At 65.5% G+C, this 20,608-nt stretch carries 15 protein-coding genes; 4 read left to right on the plus strand and 11 right to left on the minus strand.

What is annotated here, in order from left to right; translation table 11 throughout:
• Position 1 precedes the first annotated feature (1 nt).
• The 3 genes from ACLIMP_RS07045 to ACLIMP_RS07055 all read right to left on the minus strand — a co-directional run bounded on the left by ACLIMP_RS07045 (position 2) and on the right by ACLIMP_RS07055 (position 4,685).
• Positions 2–1,255: an outer membrane beta-barrel protein gene (locus ACLIMP_RS07045; protein WP_443478132.1), complete on the minus strand. Its 1,254-nt coding sequence runs from the start codon at positions 1,253–1,255 to the stop codon at positions 2–4.
• A 230-nt stretch (positions 1,256–1,485) separates the two neighbouring features.
• Complete coding sequence (locus tag ACLIMP_RS07050; RefSeq protein ID WP_443478133.1) at positions 1,486–2,847, minus strand: HlyD family type I secretion periplasmic adaptor subunit; 1,362 nt, start codon at positions 2,845–2,847, stop codon at positions 1,486–1,488.
• Positions 2,844–4,685 (minus strand): type I secretion system permease/ATPase, encoded by a 1,842-nt coding sequence (locus tag ACLIMP_RS07055; RefSeq protein WP_324698419.1) that lies wholly within the window; start codon positions 4,683–4,685, stop codon positions 2,844–2,846. The genes ACLIMP_RS07050 and ACLIMP_RS07055 overlap by 4 nt, the downstream gene beginning before the upstream one ends.
• Before the next feature lie 291 nt (positions 4,686–4,976).
• Between ACLIMP_RS07055 and ACLIMP_RS07060 the strand changes: the two genes are divergently transcribed.
• The 3 genes from ACLIMP_RS07060 (at position 4,977) to ACLIMP_RS07070 (ending at position 8,069) form a co-directional block, all read left to right on the plus strand.
• Entirely contained in the window at positions 4,977–6,428 is a 1,452-nt protein-coding gene (locus tag ACLIMP_RS07060; protein ID WP_324698421.1) for a TolC family protein, read from the plus strand.
• A gap of 101 nt (positions 6,429–6,529) precedes the next feature.
• Positions 6,530–7,102: an acyltransferase gene (locus ACLIMP_RS07065; protein ID WP_292636229.1), complete on the plus strand. Its 573-nt coding sequence runs from the start codon at positions 6,530–6,532 to the stop codon at positions 7,100–7,102.
• A 58-nt stretch (positions 7,103–7,160) separates the two neighbouring features.
• Positions 7,161–8,069, plus strand: coding sequence for a glycosyltransferase family 2 protein (locus tag ACLIMP_RS07070; RefSeq protein WP_324698424.1), 909 nt, complete (start codon positions 7,161–7,163; stop codon positions 8,067–8,069).
• 22 nt (positions 8,070–8,091) lie between these two features.
• On the opposite strand, the gene ACLIMP_RS07075 is transcribed toward ACLIMP_RS07070, so the two are convergent.
• Positions 8,092–9,843, minus strand: a complete 1,752-nt coding sequence (locus ACLIMP_RS07075; RefSeq protein ID WP_443478134.1) for a sensor domain-containing diguanylate cyclase — start codon at positions 9,841–9,843, stop codon at positions 8,092–8,094.
• Positions 9,844–10,120: 277 nt separating this feature from the next.
• Here ACLIMP_RS07075 and ACLIMP_RS07080 point away from each other — a divergent pair, with 277 nt between their 5' ends.
• A complete protein-coding gene (locus ACLIMP_RS07080; RefSeq protein ID WP_324698428.1) occupies positions 10,121–11,419 on the plus strand; it encodes a hypothetical protein in 1,299 nt (432 codons plus the stop codon).
• Between the two features lie 31 nt (positions 11,420–11,450).
• Here ACLIMP_RS07080 and ACLIMP_RS07085 read toward each other — a convergent pair whose 3' ends face one another.
• From ACLIMP_RS07085 to ACLIMP_RS07115, 7 genes are all read right to left on the minus strand, one after another.
• A complete protein-coding gene (locus tag ACLIMP_RS07085) occupies positions 11,451–12,233 on the minus strand; it encodes an EF-hand domain-containing protein (RefSeq protein ID WP_324698430.1) in 783 nt (260 codons plus the stop codon).
• 261 nt (positions 12,234–12,494) lie between these two features.
• Positions 12,495–15,695: an autotransporter outer membrane beta-barrel domain-containing protein gene (locus tag ACLIMP_RS07090; protein ID WP_324698432.1), complete on the minus strand. Its 3,201-nt coding sequence runs from the start codon at positions 15,693–15,695 to the stop codon at positions 12,495–12,497.
• A gap of 66 nt (positions 15,696–15,761) precedes the next feature.
• On the minus strand, positions 15,762–18,158 hold the full coding sequence (locus tag ACLIMP_RS07095) for a TonB-dependent receptor (protein WP_443478135.1): 2,397 nt from the start codon (positions 18,156–18,158) through the stop codon (positions 15,762–15,764).
• A gap of 41 nt (positions 18,159–18,199) precedes the next feature.
• Positions 18,200–19,150 carry a FecR family protein gene (locus tag ACLIMP_RS07100; RefSeq protein WP_324698436.1) on the minus strand — a complete coding sequence of 317 codons (951 nt, stop codon included), beginning with the start codon at positions 19,148–19,150 and terminating at the stop codon, positions 18,200–18,202.
• Between the two features lie 54 nt (positions 19,151–19,204).
• The gene (locus ACLIMP_RS07105) at positions 19,205–19,741 is read right to left on the minus strand and encodes an RNA polymerase sigma factor (protein ID WP_443478136.1); all 537 of its coding nucleotides are present in this window, start codon (positions 19,739–19,741) and stop codon (positions 19,205–19,207) included.
• Positions 19,742–19,830: 89 nt separating this feature from the next.
• Positions 19,831–20,004, minus strand: coding sequence for a hypothetical protein (locus ACLIMP_RS07110; protein WP_156336406.1), 174 nt, complete (start codon positions 20,002–20,004; stop codon positions 19,831–19,833).
• A 173-nt stretch (positions 20,005–20,177) separates the two neighbouring features.
• A complete protein-coding gene (locus tag ACLIMP_RS07115; RefSeq protein WP_054434663.1) occupies positions 20,178–20,606 on the minus strand; it encodes an organic hydroperoxide resistance protein in 429 nt (142 codons plus the stop codon).
• Between the last annotated feature and the right edge of the window lie 2 nt (positions 20,607–20,608).

Here is a 20,608-nt window from a genome sequence, read left to right on the forward strand (position 1 = left end):
ATCATGGCGTGATGGTGATGCCGATCCCCGCGTTGAGGGCGGTGAACTCGCTCACCAGCGGGGTCCCCCGGACCTCCTGGTGAAGGAGCGAGACGTAGGCACCCAGCGAGATGCCCCGGTTCATGCGGTATTGGGCGTTGAGGCGGGCCATTCCGCGCGTGGTCCGTGTATCGACCTCACGGTAGCGGCCCCGTTCGAGAGCGGTGCTTGCCGCGATCCTGAAGTTGCGCAGTGGATCGTAGTAGGCGCTGACCTGGAAGGTGTCGGTCAGGATGCCTGCTACGGAGCGGTCGCCGCTGTTCTGGAAGATCCGGTTGGCCTGCGCGCGCAAGGTAAGCAGCGGCGTTGCGAACCACTGCATGTCGGCCCTGAACGTGAATCCGGCAAAGTCGCGATAGATGGGCAGTTCGAAACTGCGCGACTGATAGCCCAGTCCGATTTCTCCCGTGACAACGGGGCTCAGCGCTCCCTTGAGACCGACGATGGCCATAGTGTTGCGGGCATCGCGCCGGATATCCGCCGGCGCGGAGGTCGAGTGGATGGCACCATAGGAGGCAGCCGCATAAGCCGCGACCATGCCGGAGAAATCGTAGCTGATCCGTACTTCGCCCTGAAGCGTTCTGGCATCGCGAAACGACTGGTCTATCCTGGTCCCGGAACTAAGCGGCAGGCTGGCATAGCGGACCTGTTGATAGCCTGCAGATGGCGAAAGCCTGAAGTTCCCGAACTCCAGATCGGTCCCGAGTTTGCCGGTGGCGCGCGAATAGTTCACGGGTTCTTTGGCATCTGCGGCCGTGCCGGCGCTGCTGCGCGGTTCGATGAGGTGGGCGTAATCGGCGGTGGCGGTGATCGCGTGACGGGGCGACAGGTTGAGGCGCCCCTTCCCAGTTACGTCCCATTCTTCACTGTTTTCCGACTGATACCGTGCGAATCTGCGTATCGTTCCGGCGGCCGTCATCTTGAGTTCGTGCCGGGTGGTGTCTGCCGTCAACTCAAGCGCGGGCATGACCATCGCCACCGCATCCGTGCGCGCATCGGCCTTGTTGAAGACGTTCGAGGCATAGGCCGATGCCAGCGACAGGGCCGGCTGCGCAAGAAACGGGCCGAGCCTGATTGTCCGGGGTTGGTATTCCGGTTCGATGCGGGCACCGGCAACGTCATTGCGATCCAGTTCCGGAGCGATCACGATCGTTGTGCCTGCGCCAACGGTTTGTGCGAACGAGGTGGCTGGCGTCAGGACGATGCCTGACGTCAACAATCCTCTGATAGCGTCACGAACCATCGATCAGGCCTCGGCTGCGTGCAGGCGCCCGGGCGCCGCGAAGCAGCTGCGGCCAAGGCGATGCAGGATGAGAAAAATCAGTTACTATTCCGGCGCAGTCAGATGCGTTCGCTGCCCGTTGATCCGTTTCTTTGATTAATAAGTATGGAATAACGGGAAGGTCCGATGACCGACTTAGGGAATATGTCTATTTACTACATCGGCTATTCGCGCAGTGCGCGCTGAAATTGGTCCGAAAGCGGTCTAATAATATATTGCAGGATGGTTCTCTGGTCGGTTCGAATGAAGGTTTCCACGGGCATGCCTACGGAAATTCGCACATTTCCGAGCTTCCTGAACTCTGCGTCCGAAATGGTGATTGTGGCAGGATAGAAGGCGGAATTAGTGACGGTGTCGACGGTTCGGTCTGCCGCGACCTGGCTGACTGTTCCTCTGATTTCAGGGGTGGTGCGCGCATTCAGGGCGGTGAAGCGCAGCCTTGCCGGCTGGCCCTTCGAGACTTTGTCGATGTCGATCAGACGGACATGTGCGCGAACGACCAGGCGATCACGCAAGGGCACGATCTCCATCAGGGTGTCGCCAGGGCGGACCACGCTTCCTATGGTCCTGACCTGAAGCTTGTCGACGATGCCATCCTGCGGTGCACGGATCACTGTTCGGTCGTTCTGATCGCTGGCGGAGGCATCCTCCTTTCGCAGGTTCGAAATCGCGCTTTGTACCTGAGCGAGTTCCAGCGCCGCCTCGCTTCGAGCGCCACTGCCTATGAGTGCCATCTGGGTGCCGAGTTCGGCAATTCGCGCGTTCGCTTCGACGATGCCTGATTGTGCCGTCGAGCGCTGCGCGTCCACGCCGACTGCCGATCTTTCGAGCGCATTGAGCCGATCGAGAGTTGTCAGGCGGCCTTCGTAGAGTTCGCGGGTCTGTTGTAACTCCTGCCTCACGAGATCGGCCTGACGGTGATAAGCGCTGGACTGGCTTGCGAATGTCGCCACTTCCGCGCGGGTCTGGGCAATACGGGCCTGGAGTTGGCGAATCTGGTCGAGCCTTGCGTTGCGGGCGAGGGCGAAGCTGCGCCGCTCATCCTCTATCGCCGCTCTGGTTCCCGGGTCGTGAGTTGCTTTCCTGACCAGTTCCGCAGGGAACGTCACGTCGCCCGCGCCATCCTGGATTGCCCGCAGGCGGGCGGCCTTTGCAACAAGCTGGTCCAGGTTCAGGCCTGTGTACTCCGCAACGGCCCCGGCAACTGTGTTGTCGAGCCGGATCAGCGGTTGCCCCTTGCGGACAGTGTCGCCATCCTTGACCAGAATTTCAGCCGCTACGCCGCCGAATGGGTGTGAAATTTCCTTCACGTGCGTTTCGACCGTTACTTCACCCGGTGAAATGATCGCACCAGCCATGGGCAGGAATGCGATGAGCCCGCCAAAGCCCAGCACCAGAACGGCTACCGAGATCATTCCTCTTCGGAGCAGTCGGGAAAGGCCTGCGTCGTCCGCCGGAGGTGGCGGAGGTTCGGCAAGTGTGGATGTCGTCTCGGCTGGCTTCAGAAAATCTACCGCTTGGTTCATTCCCTGATCTCCGCAGGAATATCGGTTCGCTCGCCGGCGTCGTCCATGGCTTGTTCACGCGCTTGTGTGCCTGAGGGCTGTTGAGTTGCTGCGTCACTTTTCCCTGTCTGCCTTCTCTCCCCGGTGGGCCGACCGGGTTTGGCGATCGGTGCGGGCGGGCGGATGCGTTTCTCGAAATCCTCGCGCGTCTCGAAGCGTTCGACCTTGCCCTGGTTCATCACCAGAATGTGGCTGACGTTGGCAATGACGCTGGGACGGTGCGCGATGACCACGACTATGCCGCCGCGCTCGCGTACGCGGCCTATCGCTGCACCGAGGGCTACTTCGCCATCGTAATCCAGATTGCTGTTCGGTTCGTCCAGGATGACGAGGAACGGATCGCGATAGAGAGCCCTTGCGAGCGCGATGCGCTGTTGCTGGCCTGCTGAAAGCCCTCCGCCCTGAGGGCCGATGAGATGATCGTATCCATTTTCGAGACGAATTATCAGATCGTGACAGTCAGCGGCTTGCGCGGCTTTCAGGATGGCATCCCGGTCTGGCGGTGTCTGGAAGCGGGCGATGTTCTGTGCGATCGTTCCTTCGAAAAGTTCGATCGATTGCGGCACATATCCAATGATCCGCGCAATCTCGTCTGCAGACCATTGGTCGATCGTGGCCCCGTCCATGCGCACCGTTCCGCGCAGGATCGGCCAGACACCGCAGAGAACCCGCGCCAGTGTCGTTTTGCCTGAACCGCTGCGGCCCACGACAGCAAGAGCATCTCCGGCCTGCAATTTGAAAGTCACGTCCGCGAGCGTCACCCTGCGGGTGCCGGGCGGGGCAGAGGAAAGTGCCTTGACGTCGAGCTCGCGGCCGGGACGATTCAGCCCCATCGGCTCCACCCGGTCGGGCATGGCTTCCATGATATCGCGCATGCGGCCGAGCGCGAGACGGCTGGCAATGAGACCTTTCCAGTTGGCGATCACCTGTTCGACAGGGGCGAGCGCGCGCGCGGACAGGATGGACCCGGCAATGATCACGCCGCCGGTTGCCTCTCCTTCGATCACGAGGAAGGCGCCTAGCGCCAGGGTCGCGGATTGGAGGAACATCCGGAAGGCCTTTGTCAGGCCGCTCATCGTGCTGGATATGTAGGAAAAGCGGTCGTTCGCGCGAAGGTAGTCCGCTTCGGCGGCAGACCACTGGATGCGCCTGGCGCTTGCCATGCCCAGTGCCTTTATGGTTTCGGCATTGCGGCGGGTGGTTTCGGCGAGATTGCTGCGGCTGGCCGATGCGCGCACGGTTGCCTGCGCGAGCGGCGCGGTAAGGCGATTGTTGACCAGCATCAGCGCGACCAGCGCTGCCACGCCGATTAGCGAGAGCAGCCCGATGCTCCAGTGGAAAACGCTGAGAATCAGGAGGTAGACCACGATCCACGGCAGGTCGAGGATCGCCAGCGGGCCGGGGCCGGAGAGGTAGCCGCGCACGGTCTCGACATCGCGGACGATCTGGGTGCCCTGCGGCATGGGGCCGCGGTTCAGCTCGAACTCGGAGACAAGGTCGAGAATTCGCGTGCTGACCGACCGCATGAACATCGAGCCGACATGAACCATGATCCGGCCCCGCGTGACGTCGAGCAGGGCCTGGAAGCCATAGGCTATCATCACCAGCACCAGCAGGCTCACGAGAGAGGGCACGCTGTGGCTGGGCAGAACGTCGTCGTAGACAAGCAGCATGAAAAACGAGCCGGCAAGCAGAAGCACGTTGTAGACACTGCTGATCAACAGGATCGGCAGGAGCGTACGTCTGAGCGGAGCGACCGCGGTCTTCAGTTCGGAAGAGAGCCGGACGGCAAGGATCACGGGAATGTCCTTATTGAATTCGGAGAGCGACGAAGGCCCCTCGGAAGCGATCTTCCGGATAGATCCGATTTGATCGCGAGAAGCGTGTGAAGCTGCATGATTACGTCCTCTCTGGAACAATCTCGCGCTGCATTAGATCAGGGCGGGTTGTAGAGAACTAGGGCCGATGCATCAGTTTTGGCGCTTTCCGCCGGGCACGTTCCGAAAAGTTCCGCGTAATATAGGGGGTATTACTTAGTGAATTCGATCAGAATTCGCGTGCTTTGCGCTTTGGCTTGCCTCTGCTCGGGGGTGAGGGCTCATGCAGATACTCTTGAGGACGCTCTTGGTGCAGCCTATCGGAATAATCCTTCGCTTGAGGGCGCGCGCGATCTGGCCAGCGCGGCGGACGAAGGGCAGGTGCAGGCGCGGGCGGCTTATGGTCCCACGTTGAGCCTCAGTGCGCAGCATGAATACACGTCTGCGCGCATCCGGGGGTATATCCTGCCATCGGAACAGGATGGTTTCGCCACGAGCGCCTCGCTTTTTCTCTCGCAGCCGCTGCTCACTTCCGGACGGCTGGCTGCGGGTGTTGACTTCGCGGCTGCCAACAAAATGGCGGTAAGGGCCCGTCTGGACGTCGTCAGCCAGCAGGTTATCGCGGACGTGGTTGCCGCTTATGTCTCGCTCCGCCGCGACATGGAACTCTACGGCGTCGCGGTGGAGATTTACGATCTCCTCCTGCAGCAGCGCAACGTTACCGCCTCACGCTATCGGCTGCGGGATTCCACCGCGCCCGACCTCGATCAGACGCTGAACCGTCTCGAACTCGCAGCGGGCCGCGTGATTTCCTCTCGCGCCAACGTGGAGGTGAGCGCGGCGCGCTATCGCAATCTCGTCGGCCACTATCCCGAAGACCTCATGCCGCTACCGGCCTTGCCGGCGCTGCCGGTTCTCGAAACACTCTATGTCGAAGCGGAAACGCACAGCCCGGCTCTGGCCCTGTCGAAGTTCACCGAAGCGGCATCGCGGGCGAGAGTGGCGGAAGCACGCGCAGACATGCTGCCGCAGGTCCGGGCCTACGCCTCCGCGGCGCGGGTTCCGGTCACGCCTTACCAGAATACGTACCGTGAAGAGGCGGTGTCCGCCGGTGTGAACCTGACGATGGCTCTCTATTCCGGCGGGCAGATGTCGTCCCGTCTTCGGGAGGCCAAAGACCGGAACCAGGCCGATCAGCAGTATGTGGAACAAGCGCGCCGAGACATGCGCGAAAGGCTTGCGTCCGACTGGACCTCTCTCAAGGCTGCGGGGGAATCCCTGCCGCGCTACGAAGCTGCCGTGGAAGCCGCGGAGCGGGCGGTGGACGGTGTAAAGCGCCAGGAGACTTCGGGCATTCGAACCTTGCGAGACGTTCTGGACGTCACGAATGACTTGCTGTCTGCTCGCACGGCGGCGGTTCAGGCACGCGCCGAGGCATACGTCCTGACCGTTTCAGTCCTGCGCGACGCGGGATTGCTCCAGATCGGCATGTTCTCTCGCGAGCGGCCCTACGATCCCAATTCGCGGAAACACGCGATTGCGGGGTTGGCGGGTCTTCCGCTGAGACCGATCCTCGAACCTGTCGATCGCCTCATCAAGAATGACAGGGTCGCCGCCGCGCCGGTCCAGCTCGAATATTCCACCGACTTCGACTGGGCGGTCGAAACCGGATCGCCGCTGCAACCGGTGTCGAGCGCGGCGGATCGCGACCCTGCCGCGCCGTAGCCGCCGCGGTGCGGCACTTCGCTCTCGAAGCTGGTGCACGAAATGGCGAAGGTCTGTTTTGCAGCGGAAATGGATGCACCCCGCCTTGAGCGCGCGCCGCGATGGCCGCCACTCTACGCGCCGTTCGGCGGGCGTTCCGCCCGGCCAGCAACCATGTGAGGGTCATGATGCGGGAAGCGTTCTTCGTATGGCTTGCGAACCACTTTTCGCGGGGCAAGGTCGGTACCAAGGCGCGATATTTCGCCTTGAAGCTTGCAGGGCTCAAACTCTCGGGAAAAGTCATCGTCATGGGCCCGGTCACGGTCATGCCGCCCGGGGCCGGGAAAATGATCGTGATCGGGACGCGCACTTTTCTCAACACCAATGTCCGCTTCGGTGCGGGCGGTGGGATCACCATCGGGAAATTTGCGCAGATCGCGCCCAACGTTTCCTTCGAGACCGGATCGCACGAACTGGACTTCGCGCCGGGGCGGAGCCGTGCCCCCGTAACGGCGCCGATCGTGGTCGAGGATCACGTATGGATCGGTGCGGGCGCGATAATCCTGCCCGGCGTCACGATCGGGCGGGGCGCGGTGGTGGCGGCGGGCGCGGTCGTCACGCGGGATGTGGCTGCCAAAGTCGTGGTGGGCGGCGTTCCCGCCAGATTCCTGCGCCATGTGGACGAGCAACCTTGAGCGGCCGTCGGCGCTCTAACTGCCGCGCGTATGGCCGGCATGATGAAGGATCGTGAGCATGAACGCGATAATCGGTGATCTTGGAAGCGATCTCACGGTGGCCGTGGTCGTCGCCAGCCTCGGGCGGCCGGAACTGATCGGCCAGATCCATGGACTGATAGATCGGCAGACCTGCCCGGCCGACGTGCTGGTCTTTTCCGTGGTCGGAGATGCAGATGTTCCGGAAGGCCTGGAGGAATCGGAGCGGGTCTGGCTTCTGAAAGGGCGCAAGGGGCTCTGTGCTCAACGCAATACCGCGCTCGACGCCTTGAAGGGCGCCTATGATCTCGTCGTCTTCTATGACGACGATTTCGTGCCCTCAAGGCACAGTATCGAGCAGATCAAGCAGTTCTTTATAGCACATCCCGAAGTGGTCGGCGCGACGGGCAATGTCATCCGCGATGGCATCAACGGCGCCGGCATCTCTTTCGAGGATGCGCAGGAACTGGTCGAGCAGCACGAGGAGCGCAATTTCAGTCCGAACTGTATCGTGACAGGTCTTGACGGTCTTTACGGTTGCAACATGGCCTATCGTTCCTCTGCCATCGGCTCTGCGCGGTTCGACGAACGACTGAGCCTTTATGGCTGGCAGGAAGACGTCGATTTCGCCGCTTCGATCAGCCGTCACGGAAGGCTGGTGAAGACTTTCGCCTTTGCCGGTGTGCACCGCGGGGTGAAGTTCGGGCGCACGTCCGGTGTAAGGCTCGGTTACTCGCAAGTGATAAATCCATCGTACCTGGTGAAGAAGGGCACGATGTCGAAGCGCTTTGCCGGACGGCTGATAATCCGAAACGTCCTGGCCAATCACGTCAAATGCCTGAGGCCCGAACCTTGGGTCGATCGTGCGGGCCGGGCCAAAGGGAACTGGATCGGCATGTTCGATCTGATGAGAGGTCGCCTCACTCCCGAGCGGATCGAAGGTCTATAAGGCGCTGGCCCGATGCCGCGGCTTATGCCGCTTGCGCGGACTGGTTTCGGCCGGCCTGTTTGGCACTGTAGAGGGCGGTGTCGGCGGTCCTGAGTGCTTCTTCGCAGCTTTGGCCGGGAACGAGAGAGGCGATGCCCACGCTGACCGTCGCGCGAAGGGTATCGCCGGCATAGGGTATCGCGGCTTCTTCGAGGCGAATACGAACCCGTTCACAAACGACGCGAGCCTGAACCGCTTCCATTCCGCCGAGCACCACGGCGAATTCCTCGCCGCCGAGCCGGGCGACCAGATCGCCGTCCCGAACGGACGAGCGAAGAATCTCTACAAAATGAATCAGTACGACGTCGCCTGCGGCATGACCGTGCAGGTCGTTGATCCGCTTGAAGTGGTCGAGATCGAAGACGGCAAGGCATCCCAGCACTCCGTCGGCCGGGATCGAGGCGAGCAGGGCGGGGAGGGCTTCGTCGAAGATACGGCGGTTGTAGATTCCGGTCAGGGGATCGGTCATGGCCTGGTGGGCGAGGTCTTCCATGAGCTTTCGGCGGCCGGTGACTTCGCGCACGATGCTGACGGTGCCCATAACCCGGCCGTCATCGTCGATGGTGGCGCGCATATGGCTTTCAACCCAGACGACTCCGCCGTCCTTGCAACTGACCCGGTACTCCACGATCGCCGTTTCGTCCGGATTGGCCAGGGCTCGGCGGCGTGCATCGAGGACGGAAGGCAGGTCGTCGGGCGAGACGAGATGGAACATCACCTTGCCGGTCAGCTCTTCCGGACGATAGCCGAGTACGCGTTCGGTTGCGGGAGAGGCATAGCGCAGGGTGCCGTCATAGCCGAGGCGCATGATAATGTCGCTCGTGCGGTCAAGCACCAGCCGGTGCAGTGCCTCCACCGCGTGCAGCCGGTCCAGCAGGCGGCGGCGGGCGCGCAGCTCGGCCGCCAGCGGCAGGAGGATCAGCACGATAGAGGCAAAGTAGATCTGCAGCACCTGCAGTTTCAGCGTCATGCTGACGTGGAGCAGAGTGGTGGGTCCGCTGCCTGCGAGCGAGCAGGGCAGGCCGATCGCCAGAAGGACCACGATGGAGGAGACCGCGCCGAAGCGCCCCAGCCTGAGGGTTGCGGCGACCATCGGCAGGAACGGGATCAGGACCAGCGGGATGCGATTCTGGCCGAAAGTCAGCAGCGAGGCCAAGGCGACCAGCAGCAAAAGCCCGGTGGCTTCTCCGCGTTTCCGGTTTCCGGCGGAGGCGATCCACTGCCGGGTTTCTCCGCGCAGGGTGAACAACAGGGGCGGTCCGAACGCCACGAGCCCGAGCGCATGTCCGGCGTACCAGTCCCGCCATGCGGACCAGTAGGGGATGTCGCGCGCGACATGCGCGCACAGCGCTCCGAGGAAAGCCGTGGTGGCAGGCACGATCAGGCCGGCAATGATGAGGAAGCGGGCAACTTCCGGGACAGATTCGAACCGGCCGAACCGGGGGAAGCATCGTCTGACGAGCCAGGCCGCGGCGTGGGCCTCGGCGATGCAGATAAGCGGCAGCGGGATCGCTACCGGTCCCCGGAATCCGAACAGGAAGGACGCGAGGAGCCCGGCAGGCACGCATGCCAGAGTGATCTGGAGCCAGCGCCGGCGCGGCGTGGCGCAGAGCTTCGCAAAGAGCAGCGCGCCCGCCAGCCACATGATCGCGACACCGCCGTCGAAGCGGGTCAGTTGCAAGGCTATGGAAGCGCAGACAAAATAGGCTGTCGCGGTGAGGACTGCTTCGCGCACGGCATGTCTGGAATCGGGAGCGGCGAAACGTGGCATCGCCCAGTAATACGAAAATATGGTTAGTACAGCGTTAAATCTACGGCCTTTGTTCCATGGGATTTGGGACATGTGCTCATTATAGGCGGCGCAGTTCGTGTCCCGAAGCATGTCGCGCGTCTCGATCGCGACAAATATCGGCGCTGGCCTTGGCGTCCCCCGAAATAGGATGCTCCTTTCCCTGAGTTTGGCCGACTGTGCGGGGCGGGGAATGTTAATCCTGGGTTTGGGAGAGCAGCCGATGCGTATCGTTCCCGTGTTCAAGGGGGTGGCCCTGGTCGCTCTGGGTGCGGCGCTTTTGCAGGCAGGCGGTGCGGGCGCCGAAGCGCCGTCGGTGCCGGCGCCCGCAAGCACTGTTCCCGGGTGGAGCGACTTTCTCGATGGATTGCGCGATCTGCCGGACCGCATTCTGGCCCGCATTCCCGCAGAGCAGCGCAGCGATCCGCAGGTCCGGCAGGAAGCGGGCAGGCTGGCGCTTTCCGCCGTGGCTGCCGCGACCATCGATGCTCTGGCAGCCGATCCCGACCATCCGGCCTTCATCCCGCAGATCAACAACTACATCACGACCGGCCAGCCCAATGCTGATACCAATTACCGCGCGGCGAAGATCGCGCCGGGAGGAATCTATCGCCTGAGGGGCCTGCGAGGTTCGATGAACCAGGCCCGCATAGCGGAGGCGGGCCCTCGGCCCCAGCAGACGGCGGGTTCCGTGAACCTCGGCGCGCCAAGGCCGGTTCACGACATCAACGCACTCAAAGTCGATGCCGAGGGGCGCTACGACGTCATTCTCAGTCCCGAGCGTCCGCCGGGCCATGTCGGGGACTGGTGGCAGCTCGATCCTACCACCAACATGCTGCTCGTTCGCATGGTCGCATCGGACTGGAACGCAGAGAAGGAACCCACTCTTTCCATCGAGCGGCTCGATGTTCCGGCGGTGCGTCCGCGCCCGGCGGCGGCGGTGCTCGAGCAGAAGTTGCGCGGTATTCCGGTGGCGGCGGGGTTCATTGCACCGCTGCTTGCCGACCGGCCGGCGAAACTGCGCGGCGAAGGCTATGTGAACAGGCTGAAGGCCGTCGATTTCAGCCAGATGGGCGGCCTTGCGGGCCAGTTCTATTTCGAGGGTGCTTACGATCTCAAGGATGATGAGGCGCTGCTGATCGAAACCAAGCTGCCGGAGAAATGCACCTACCAGTCACTGATCCTCACCAACGACCTCTACGAGACGACCGACTGGTACAATAACCAGAGCAGCCTCAACGGTGCGCAGACACACCTCGACAGCGACGGGGTTCTGCGCGTGGTCGTGGCGGCGAAGGATCCCGGCGTACCGAACTGGCTCGATACTTCGGGCTACCGGACCGGCGTGGTGCAAGGGCGGTGGATGGAGTGTTCCAGCCAGCCGGTGCCCGCCGCCCGCAAGATCGCGCTGAAGGATCTGCGGGGCGCTTTGCCGGCCGATACGCCGACTGTCACGCCGCAGCAGCGCGAGGCCATCTTGCGTGACCGGCGCGCCACCCTTCAGCAGCGTCCGCTATGGTAGGAGGGGCCGTGGGCCGTGATCGGCAGGGTGGTCAGCAGGTCTGGCCGGGAGGGCAGGGCGGCTTGCCGCCGGGCGCACCGAAGCGGGGGCCTTGTCCCGGGCCTTCCCCGGCTCCGGGCCCCTTGGCGCCGCGATCCGCCGGACGCAGTTCCTGCATGGACAGCACGCCGTCCTGGTCCTTGTCTGCCGCTTCGAACTTCCTGCCTTCGTAAGCCAGCAGTTCGTCCAGCGAGACGCCCGCATCGTAATTTGTGTTGGCGTGGGCGATCGTCGTCCCGTTGAGCGGTTCGATCATGGCGGCAAGCATGTAATCCTCCGGTCCATCCCCGGCGACCGGGAGGATGGCGTCGGCGATCGGGCCGTCGCGGTCCCCGAAGGCGCCGGCCTCGTTCGAGGCGACCGAACCCATCTGCTTTTGCCAGACCATGAATTCGGCCTGGGAGATCGAACCGTTGCGGTCGGTATCGACGGCGGCGAAGCGGCTGCGGATGGTGGTCTCGCGCCGGGCTTCGACGACGGCGTGCAGTTCGTCGATCGTGACGATGCCGTCACGATTGGCGTCGGCCTCGCGGAACATGGCGGTGACGAGCTTGTCGTACTGCTTGCGGGTGACCGGCTTGGGCGCGCGGGGCTTGCCGCCGCCCGGACCGCCGGGGCCCCCGCCATCCGGGCCGCCCCCGGGACCGCCGCCTCCGCCGCCGCCTCCCATGTCGCCCATTTCACCGCCCATTCCGCCGCCCATTCCTTGCGCGAGCAGGGCGGGGGACTGGACGAGCAGGAGCGATGCCATGAGGGCGAGGGAGATCTTGCGCATGGAAGGCTGTCTGCCTTCGCCGTTTAGCGCGAAGATTTCAGTGCGGGCGCGAATGTAGCGGCCCGATTGCAATATCGAGCATGCCCCGGGAAACGACCCGGCCCCGGCCGCATTGGGGGCGACCGGGGCCGGAGGCTGGGCTGGAAAGCGCCTGCGCCGTGGGTGGCGCGGGGTTGGGGTGGGGGGGCAGCGCTTTCCTGCAGCGAGCCGGACCGGCTGGGGCGCCGGTCCGGTTGCTTTTCCAGCCGTTCCTTGAGCGGCTTACCAGCCGATCGTCACCGAGCCGCGAAGCGCGAGGTCTACCCGGCCGTGACGATCCTCGGCGGCGAGTTCGCCGCCCATCGTCAGGCCCAGCGTGCCGCCGATCGCGCGGAGGCGGGCGAACCAGCCACTGGTGGCTTCGTCGCCGTCGAGCGTGAAGTTCTGGCCGCCCGCGAAGTGCGCGGTCGTCGAACCGATGCCGCCGCTGACGATTTCGCGCCAGCCGCCTTCGGTTTCGATGCGGAACCAGTTCTCGTCACGGCGCTCCATGCCCATGAAGTCGACGCCGAGCGTGACGCCGCCGTTGACGCCGAGTTCGTCGCTGGTGCGCGAGGCGACCGTCAGGTCGAGCGCCTTGCCGCCGCCGTTCTCGGTGTAGCCGTCTTCCTTCAGGCGCACGTAGTCGACCGAGACTGCGGGGCGATAGAAGAAGTGGCTGCCGCCGCCCTCATAGGAAGCGCCGCCCGCTGCGGTCACGAAGGTGCCGTCCCACTTGCCCTTGATCGTGCGGTTCACCTTCTCGGTGCCGATCGCGCCGATGAACTGGCGTTCGCTGTCGTAGTTCGAACGGCCGATGGAGGCGCGGCCGAAGCCCTGGACGGCGCCGAACTGTCCGCGCCAGTGGCCGGCGAGTTCGAAGGAGTTCGACTTGATCTCGCTGGTGCCGCCGCTGGTGTGGCGGTTCCACAGGTACGAGAAGGTACCGCCGAACCGGCCGATCCCGGTCAGGTACTCGGCGCCGAACGACATGGCGTAACCCTGGAGGTTGTAGGCGGCGCTGCTGCCGGCCTTCTTGTCGCTGCCCCAGAACGAAAGGTTCATGGTGGTGCTGAAGCGGCCTTCACCCCAGACCGGGTTGGTCGGTTCCATGAGTTGGCGGGCGAGCGTGCGGGTGCCCAGGCTGATGCCTTCGAACGAGCCGCCGGCGTGGTCGGGCAGCATCTGGCCGACCGTCTGGCGGAACTGGTCGCCGTTGGTGATGCCCAGGAACACGTCCTCGATCTTCTCGTCCTGGCTGAGGGCGGTGAAGATCGCGTTGTAGGCGGTCGCCTGCGAGCGGTTGAGACCGAGTTCGGCCACCGTGCGGCGGGCGATGTCGACGACCACGGTGTTCGCGGCGGCGTCCTCGTCGAGGGTGGCCTTGAACATGAAGGGCACCAGGTCGGTCGAGGCTTCGAGGTTGTCGCGGCCGAGGATCGTTCCGGCGGTCAGCACCTGGTAGCTGCCTTCCGCGGTCGAGACGTCGGCCAGCTTGATCGAGAGCTTGGCGCCGTCCTCGAAGGAGGCGGTGCCGGCGACGGTATAGGCCGAACCCTGGCCCGCCGCCTTGTTCAGGGTGACGGCCAGGACGCCGTCCTTGGACACGTCGAGCGAGCCGATCGTGGCGGGCTTGTTCACGTCGAACGTGCCGCCGGTGATCTTCACCGCGAGATTGCCCGAATTGACCAGCGAGCCCGAGAAGACCGAGGTGCCGGTCAGCGTCAGGCTGTCGGCACCGCCGCCGAAGTCCGCCGTGCCCACGAAGCGCGAGGTTCCGGCGAGGGTCATGGTATCGGTGCCGCCGCCGAAGGTGACGTTGCCGGTCTGCACCGCATCCCCCGACAGCGCGAGCGTGTTGTTGCCCGCGCCGAACATGACGTTGCCGGTCACGGTGCCATCGGCGATGTCCACCGTGTCGTTGCCGCCGCCGAGCAGCACGTCGCCCACGATCGAGGGGGCGGTGAAGCCCGCGCCGACCTGGGTCTGCTTCACCGTCACGCTGCCGCTGGCGTTCGAGAGGTCGATCGCGATGTTGCGGCCGGAACCTGCCTTGGCGCCGGTGGCGGAGATGGTGCCGCTGTTCTCGACGAGGTTGAGCGTGCCGCTGGCGTCGCTGATCGCGGTGGCCGAACCGTTCTCACCTGCGGCCACGGCCTTGATGGTGCCGCTGTTGCGGATCGTCGGCAGGCTGGCGCCGGCGTCGATGCGGATGGCGGTCGTCTGGGCGCCGGTGGTGTTGCCGCCCGCCGCGCCGATGGTTCCGGAGTTCTGGAGGAGCGGCGTGCTGGCGCCCGCGCCGAGGCGGATCGCGGTGGCATTGGCGTCCTTGGACGTCGCCACGACCGTGCCGGAGACGCCGATGCCGTTGGCGATCGTGACGTCGCCGCCGAGACCGCCGATGGCAAGGCCGTTGCCGTCGATCCCCGCGTAAAGGCCGTTGCCTTCGATGCCGCCCTCGATCTGGAGGCCGTATTTGCTGGCGGTGCCCGCGACCGGGCCGATCGCGATGTCGTTGGTGGCCGAGCCGATCACCATGGCCGGGGCCTTGCCGTAAGTGACGACCTTGGCCGAGCCTTCCGTGGCATCGGGGATGCCGTCGGCGTCTTCGTCGGCGTTGTTGGCGTCATTGTCCTTGGGCGGCACGGCGAGCACGATGCCGCCGGTCACATTGCCTTCGACGATGACGGCCGAACCGCCCTGCAGCAGGTCGTCGGCGTCGAGCTTGGAGGGATCGCTGGGCGGGGTGGGATAGCGATAGCCGGTCGAGACGATCGAGCCCTGCACGACCATGGCACCGTTGATGTCGCCGCCGAAGTGCGCGCCGACAGCGTTCTTGCCCTGGGCCTGCACCGTGCCCGCGAGCCGGACGTTGCCGTCGATCTGGCCGGCCTTTACGCCGACTGCGTTGTCGCCCAGCACGCTGGTCTTGCCGTCATGCGTGAAGTTGCCGGTCAGCTTGCCGCCGAGCGAGACACCGGCGGAATCGTTGCCCTCGACGACGATCGTGCCGCTCTGGGTGATCTTGCCGGTGTGATCGCCTTCGGTGCGAATGCCGATGCGGTTGGAGCCGAGCGCGAAGGGTCCGTCGAGGTCGCCGTCCTTGTCATCGTCGGTGGGGGCGTAGGGTTCGTCGAGCGTGATGGTGCCGGTGTTGACGATGTCGCCCGTCGTGCCCGCATTGGCGACGATGCCGCGCGCGCCGTTGGAGTTGGCGATGGTGATCGCGCCGGCATTGGCGACGTTGTTGTTGCTGTCCATCGTCACCGCGGTGCCGGAGGTCAGCACGACCGAGCCGTCCTTGGTGATGTTGATCGCGTCGGCGGCGCCGTTCTTGATCGTGGAGGTGAGGAGAGGCGTGGTCTTCTTGGTGGTCACGTCCTCGGCATGAGCGGCGGTCGCCAGTGCGAGGAGCGCGGTGGAAGCAAGCAGGTAGCGAGGCATCTTCGTCCCTTCAGGTCGATATCGAGACCTGAGACGGAGGCACTGGCCGCCAGCCTTGGAAAAAATTCAAAAACGCGCGTCGAGGCCGATACGGGCGGTGCGCGGGCGCAGCGGCGTCACCTGATCACGGCCGATGCTGAAGGGCGTGCCGAGCGAGAAGCGGTTGCCGCGCACGTCGGCAAGATTGGTCACGCTGAGCGTCACGCCGTAGCTGGATGTGCCGAAGCGGATGTCGAAGCCGCTGTCGAGGTAGTTGCCCTGCGGCTCGCCCAGTTCCGGCCCGATGCCGAGGCGCGAGCGGCCGAGGTAGTTCGCCCAGCCATTGGCGGTCAGGCCCCAGTCCCCGTCCGCGAACTCATGCGTCCAGGCGATTCCCGAATGACCGGCGAAACGGGCGATGTTCGGCACCTGCATGGCCCGCATCGCCACGGCCCGCGCAAGATCGGCCTGCGTGTAGCTGGCGGCCTGGGCGGCGGAGAGCGCGACGTACTGGAGCAGGCTGGGCGAGGGTTCGTCCACCTTGCTTTCGTTCCATGTCGCGCCCAGTTCCACGCGCAGGCCCGGTGCCAGCAGCAGGCCGCCCGACAGGCTGACGGACCAGACGCGCCCGTCGCCGATATTCGCGGTGCTCGGCAGGCCGGAATTGTCGATGAAGTCCGCCTGGATGTCGCGCCAGCGGGTGTAGGACAGGCTCATCGAAAGGTCGAAGGGGCTGCTGCCCGCGCGGCCGTGGCGCGCGCCGATCTCGAAAGTGCCGGTACGGTCGCTCTGGAAGCGCCGCACGGTGTCGCTCTCGATCGCGAAGCCGCCGGGGCGGAAGCCCTCCTGATAGCGCAGGTAGAACGAATCTTCGGGCGAGAAGCGGGCATTGAGCGCGAACGAGGGCAGGAACGTGTTCAGCGAGCGCTGCGCGGTCACCCCATTGGCGATGAGCGCCATGGCCTTGGCGGGCGAGATATCCTCGCCGTCGCCGCTCAGCCGTGAACGGGTGAAACGCCCGCCAGCCGTGGCGGCCAGCGGACCCATGAGGTGCAGGCTCGCCTCGCCGTAGAGCGTGACTTCGTCGATGGTGTTGCCCACGCCGGTTGCGGCGGTCCGTGCGTCGAGCAGCGGCGTCTGGAAGCTGCGGTTCAGCGTGGTGCGGTTGTGTGTGTAGCTTGCGCCCAGCAGCCAGCCGAACCCGCGGCGCTCACGCTGCCAGATCCGGGTCTCGTGGACGATCATCTGCGTTTCGTTGACCTGCGAGAACAGGCGCGGCGGGCCGCCGGGCTCGCTGGCGTCGTAGCGTTCGTGGAGGTCCTGGCTGACGATCCCGGTGGTCGACCGCAGGTTCACATCGCCGATGCGGCCGGAGACCACGAACTGGCCCAGCGTGTAGTGCGCGTTGGCGCGTTCGGCCACGCGGGCCGAGCTTTCCAGTGGCTTGCCGTCGCGGTCGGCATATTGGCTGTCGTCCGCCTCGGTGGACTGGGAGAGGCCGATCAGGTCGATCGTCCAGCCGGGCGCGAGATGCGCGCGCAGGGCCAGCTTGCCGCCGAGGATATCGGTGCGGTTGACGTTGCTGCGGCCAAGCTCCGGCTTGTCGATATAGCCGCCGAGGCTGGCGGAATCGATGGTTGCGCGCAGGGCCACGCTTTCTCCCGCGAGCGGCAGGTTCACGGTGGCGCTGGCATCGGCTCCGGGTGCGCCGTGCTGCGTCAGCGAGCCGCCGATCATGACCGAGCCGCCGGTTTCGCCCATGACCGGGGCATTGGGCACGAGCCGGATGATGCCGCCCAGCGATCCGGCGCCGTAGAGCGTGCCCTGCGGACCCTCCAGCACTTCCACGCGGGCAAGGTCGGACAGGCGCAGGTCCGGGTCCGGCGCATTGTAGGTCAGCCGCATGTCGCCGAGGTACTGGCCGACGGTGGCCTGGGTCGGCCCGGTGAAGCTGGAATCGGCGATGCCGCGAATGAACAGCTTGTTCCGTCCGCTGCCGAGGTGCGTGGAGGACACCGTGGCGAGCTGGCGGGTGATCTTCTCGGTCCCGCCGACGCCGCCGGCTTCCAGGGCCTTGCCGTCAAGGATGGCGAGCTGGCCCGGCACGTCCTCGATGCGCAAGTCGCGCTTGGTGGCCTGCACCACGATAGGTTCGCCGTGCGGTTCGGCAGGCGGCGCCGCCTGTGCCGGGCGGGTTGCGTCGCGGCGGGTTCGGGTGATCGCCACGGCAGGGGGCGCCGCTTCCAGCCGCCATGCGGAAGGCCCGACCGGGACGGCGCGGGCGCCGGCGGAACGGGCCAGCCGGTTCAGCGCTTCGGAAACCTCCATGCGCCCGCGCAGTGCGGGGATCGAGCGGCGGGCGATGGCGGGATCGGCGATGACGATGCTGGTGCCGGTCTGGCGGGCGAGGTCGATCGCGGCTTCGCTTGCGGTGCCGGCGCGCGTCGTCACGCTCGCCTCTCTGGCGAGGGCGGGGAGGGGCATGGCCGCAACGGCCGCCAGAAGCCAGGCCGCACCTCTCACGATCAGGGGACGCCGATCATCCAGCGTTGTCCTTCGGCGCGAACCGCGACGCCGAGGAGCGGGCCGAGCGCGGCGGGATCGCTGCGCAGCGGGGCGACGAGCAGGGAGCCCGAGACTTTCCGCTCCGCGCTGCCGGGCGCGACGGCATAGGCCACGCCGGTCGCGCGGGCGAGATCGGCGGCGACTTTGCCCAGCGGCGCCTCGTCGAACGTCACCCGGCCCTCGCGCCATTCGCCGACCTGTTCGGGTGCGATCCTGCCGAGCGTGTAGTCTCCGGACTTGCCGTGCCGCTGGAGAACTTCGCCGGGCGAGATGCGCAGGTCCTGCGCCCTGGGATTGAACTGAACGGCGCCTTCCGACACCGCCACGCTGAGATCGCCGCCGTCATGGCGCACGTCGAACACGGTGCCGACATCGACCAGCGTGTCCTCGCCAACGGCCACGCTGAAGGGGTGGGCCTCGTCATGGCGGACGGTGAAGAGCGCCTGTCCGCTTTCGAGCCGGGCGAAGCGCGGGTCCTTGCGATCGAACTCCATGGCGGTGCCGCCGGCAAGGTCCACGCGGGTCTGCGCGTCCAGCGAGACGGTGCGGACCTGGCCGGGCGCGGTCTCGATCCGATAGAGATCGCGGCTGCCCGCCTGCCACATCCAGAGGCCCGCGACGAGCGCAAGCGAGGCGGCCATGGCGCCGCCGATCCACGGACGGGCGGAGCGGCGCGGCGCCACCGCGGGAGCGGCCAGGGCATCGTCGTTCGCCGGCCGGGCCGATGCGATCCGTTCGGCGCCCTCCGCCACTGCGGCCGAAACCCTGTCATAGGCGCGGGAATGGGCAGGATTCTCGCCAAGCCAGAGCGTGAAGCCTTCCCAGTCCTCGAATCCCGGATCGCCGGTGCGCAGCGCCCAGTCCAGCGCCGCATCGAGCGTCTCGGCTCGAATCTTGTCGTCTTCAGTCATCGCGCGCTCCTTCTGCGGCGAAGACGGAGACGATCGGCGCGGGCCTTGTCGGCGTCAGGCCTCATCGCTGCGTTCCTTCCATTCGGTGAGGGCCCGATAGGCTACGCGCAGATCGCTTTCCACCGTGCTGAGGCTCACGCCGAGTTCTGCGGCGACCTGCTTCTGCGCCAGCCCGTCGATCCGGTGGCGACGGAAGATCGCCGAGGCCCGCGGACCGAGGCTTTCCAGCAGGGACAGCACGCGTCCGGCCTCCTGCGCCGCGGCGAGGCGGCGTTCCGCCGAAGGTTCGGGAGAGGCGCCGGCTTCGTCTGCGTTGGCATCGGTCCAGTCGCGTTCGCGGTGGCCGGATTGGCGGGCGGAGCGGAACCGGTCGATCATCAGCAGGTCGGCGGTGCGAAACAGGTACGAAAGCGGGGCGGCCACCGGGCCGGGGGTGCTGCGCGAAATCTTCAGCCAGACTTCCTGCACCAGGTCTTCCGCCGAATCTCCCGCACCGCGGGCGTGCAGGAAGTGCAGCAGCTTGTCCCGATTCTCGAGAAAAGTCGCTTCGAGACCCGATCGGGTGGGGGAAGAGGGCGCGGACGGAGGCATGGTGGCTTGTTCGCGGGGACAGATAGACTGTCCGCAGCCTCGGGGAAAGCCTCTGCCCTCATGCTGGATGCGAGGAGTGGCGGGTTTGCTCAGCGGGCGGCGTTGGCCGCGGCGCGGGACTGGATGGCACGGTCGGTGAAGAGGGCGAGAGCGGCCATGGCGCCGCCGGTCAGGCCCGCGGTTCCCATGGCGATGATGACCGGCTGGGCGGCGTCGGCGAGGCGGCTGGCACGGTCGTGGATGGGTTCGAAAAAGCGGGACATGGCGGGGGACTTTCCTGGCTGCGTCTGGGCTGGCCTCTTCTTCCTCTTTTCGAGGCTTTCAGGGTATCGGGATAAGTTGGTTCGAATTGTTCCAGATTGTTGAAATGTCATGCCGGGGAGACCTGCTCCCCGGCATGGACAAAGGTACTGGGACAAAGGGGACTGAGCGCCGTTCAGGCGACCGAGAGCGACACCGAGATATTGCCGCGAACGGCATGGCTGTAGGGGCAGATGGTGTCGGCTTCGGCGACCAGCGCTTCGGCTGCTTCGCGCTCGACACCGGGCAGCGTGACAACCAGTTCGACTGACAGGCCGAAGCCCTTGTCGCTGCGCGGACCGATGCCGACCGTGGCGTTCACGGTGGTGTCTGCGGGCACGCGGGGGAGGTTCTTGTCCTGGCTGGCGGCGAACTTCATCGCGCCGAGGAAGCAGGCGGCGTAGCCCGAGGCGAAGAGCTGTTCCGGATTGTTGCCGAGGTCGTTGCCGCCCAGTTCCTTCGGCGTGCCGAGCGTGACTTCGAAAGCGCCGTCGTCCGTGCGGGCCTTGCCGTCGCGGCCGCCGGTTGCGGTGGCGCTGGTCTTGTAGATCGGGGTGATGGACATCG

This window comes from Novosphingobium aeonii, from assembly GCF_052279045.1.
GTDB lineage: Bacteria > Pseudomonadota > Alphaproteobacteria > Sphingomonadales > Sphingomonadaceae > Novosphingobium.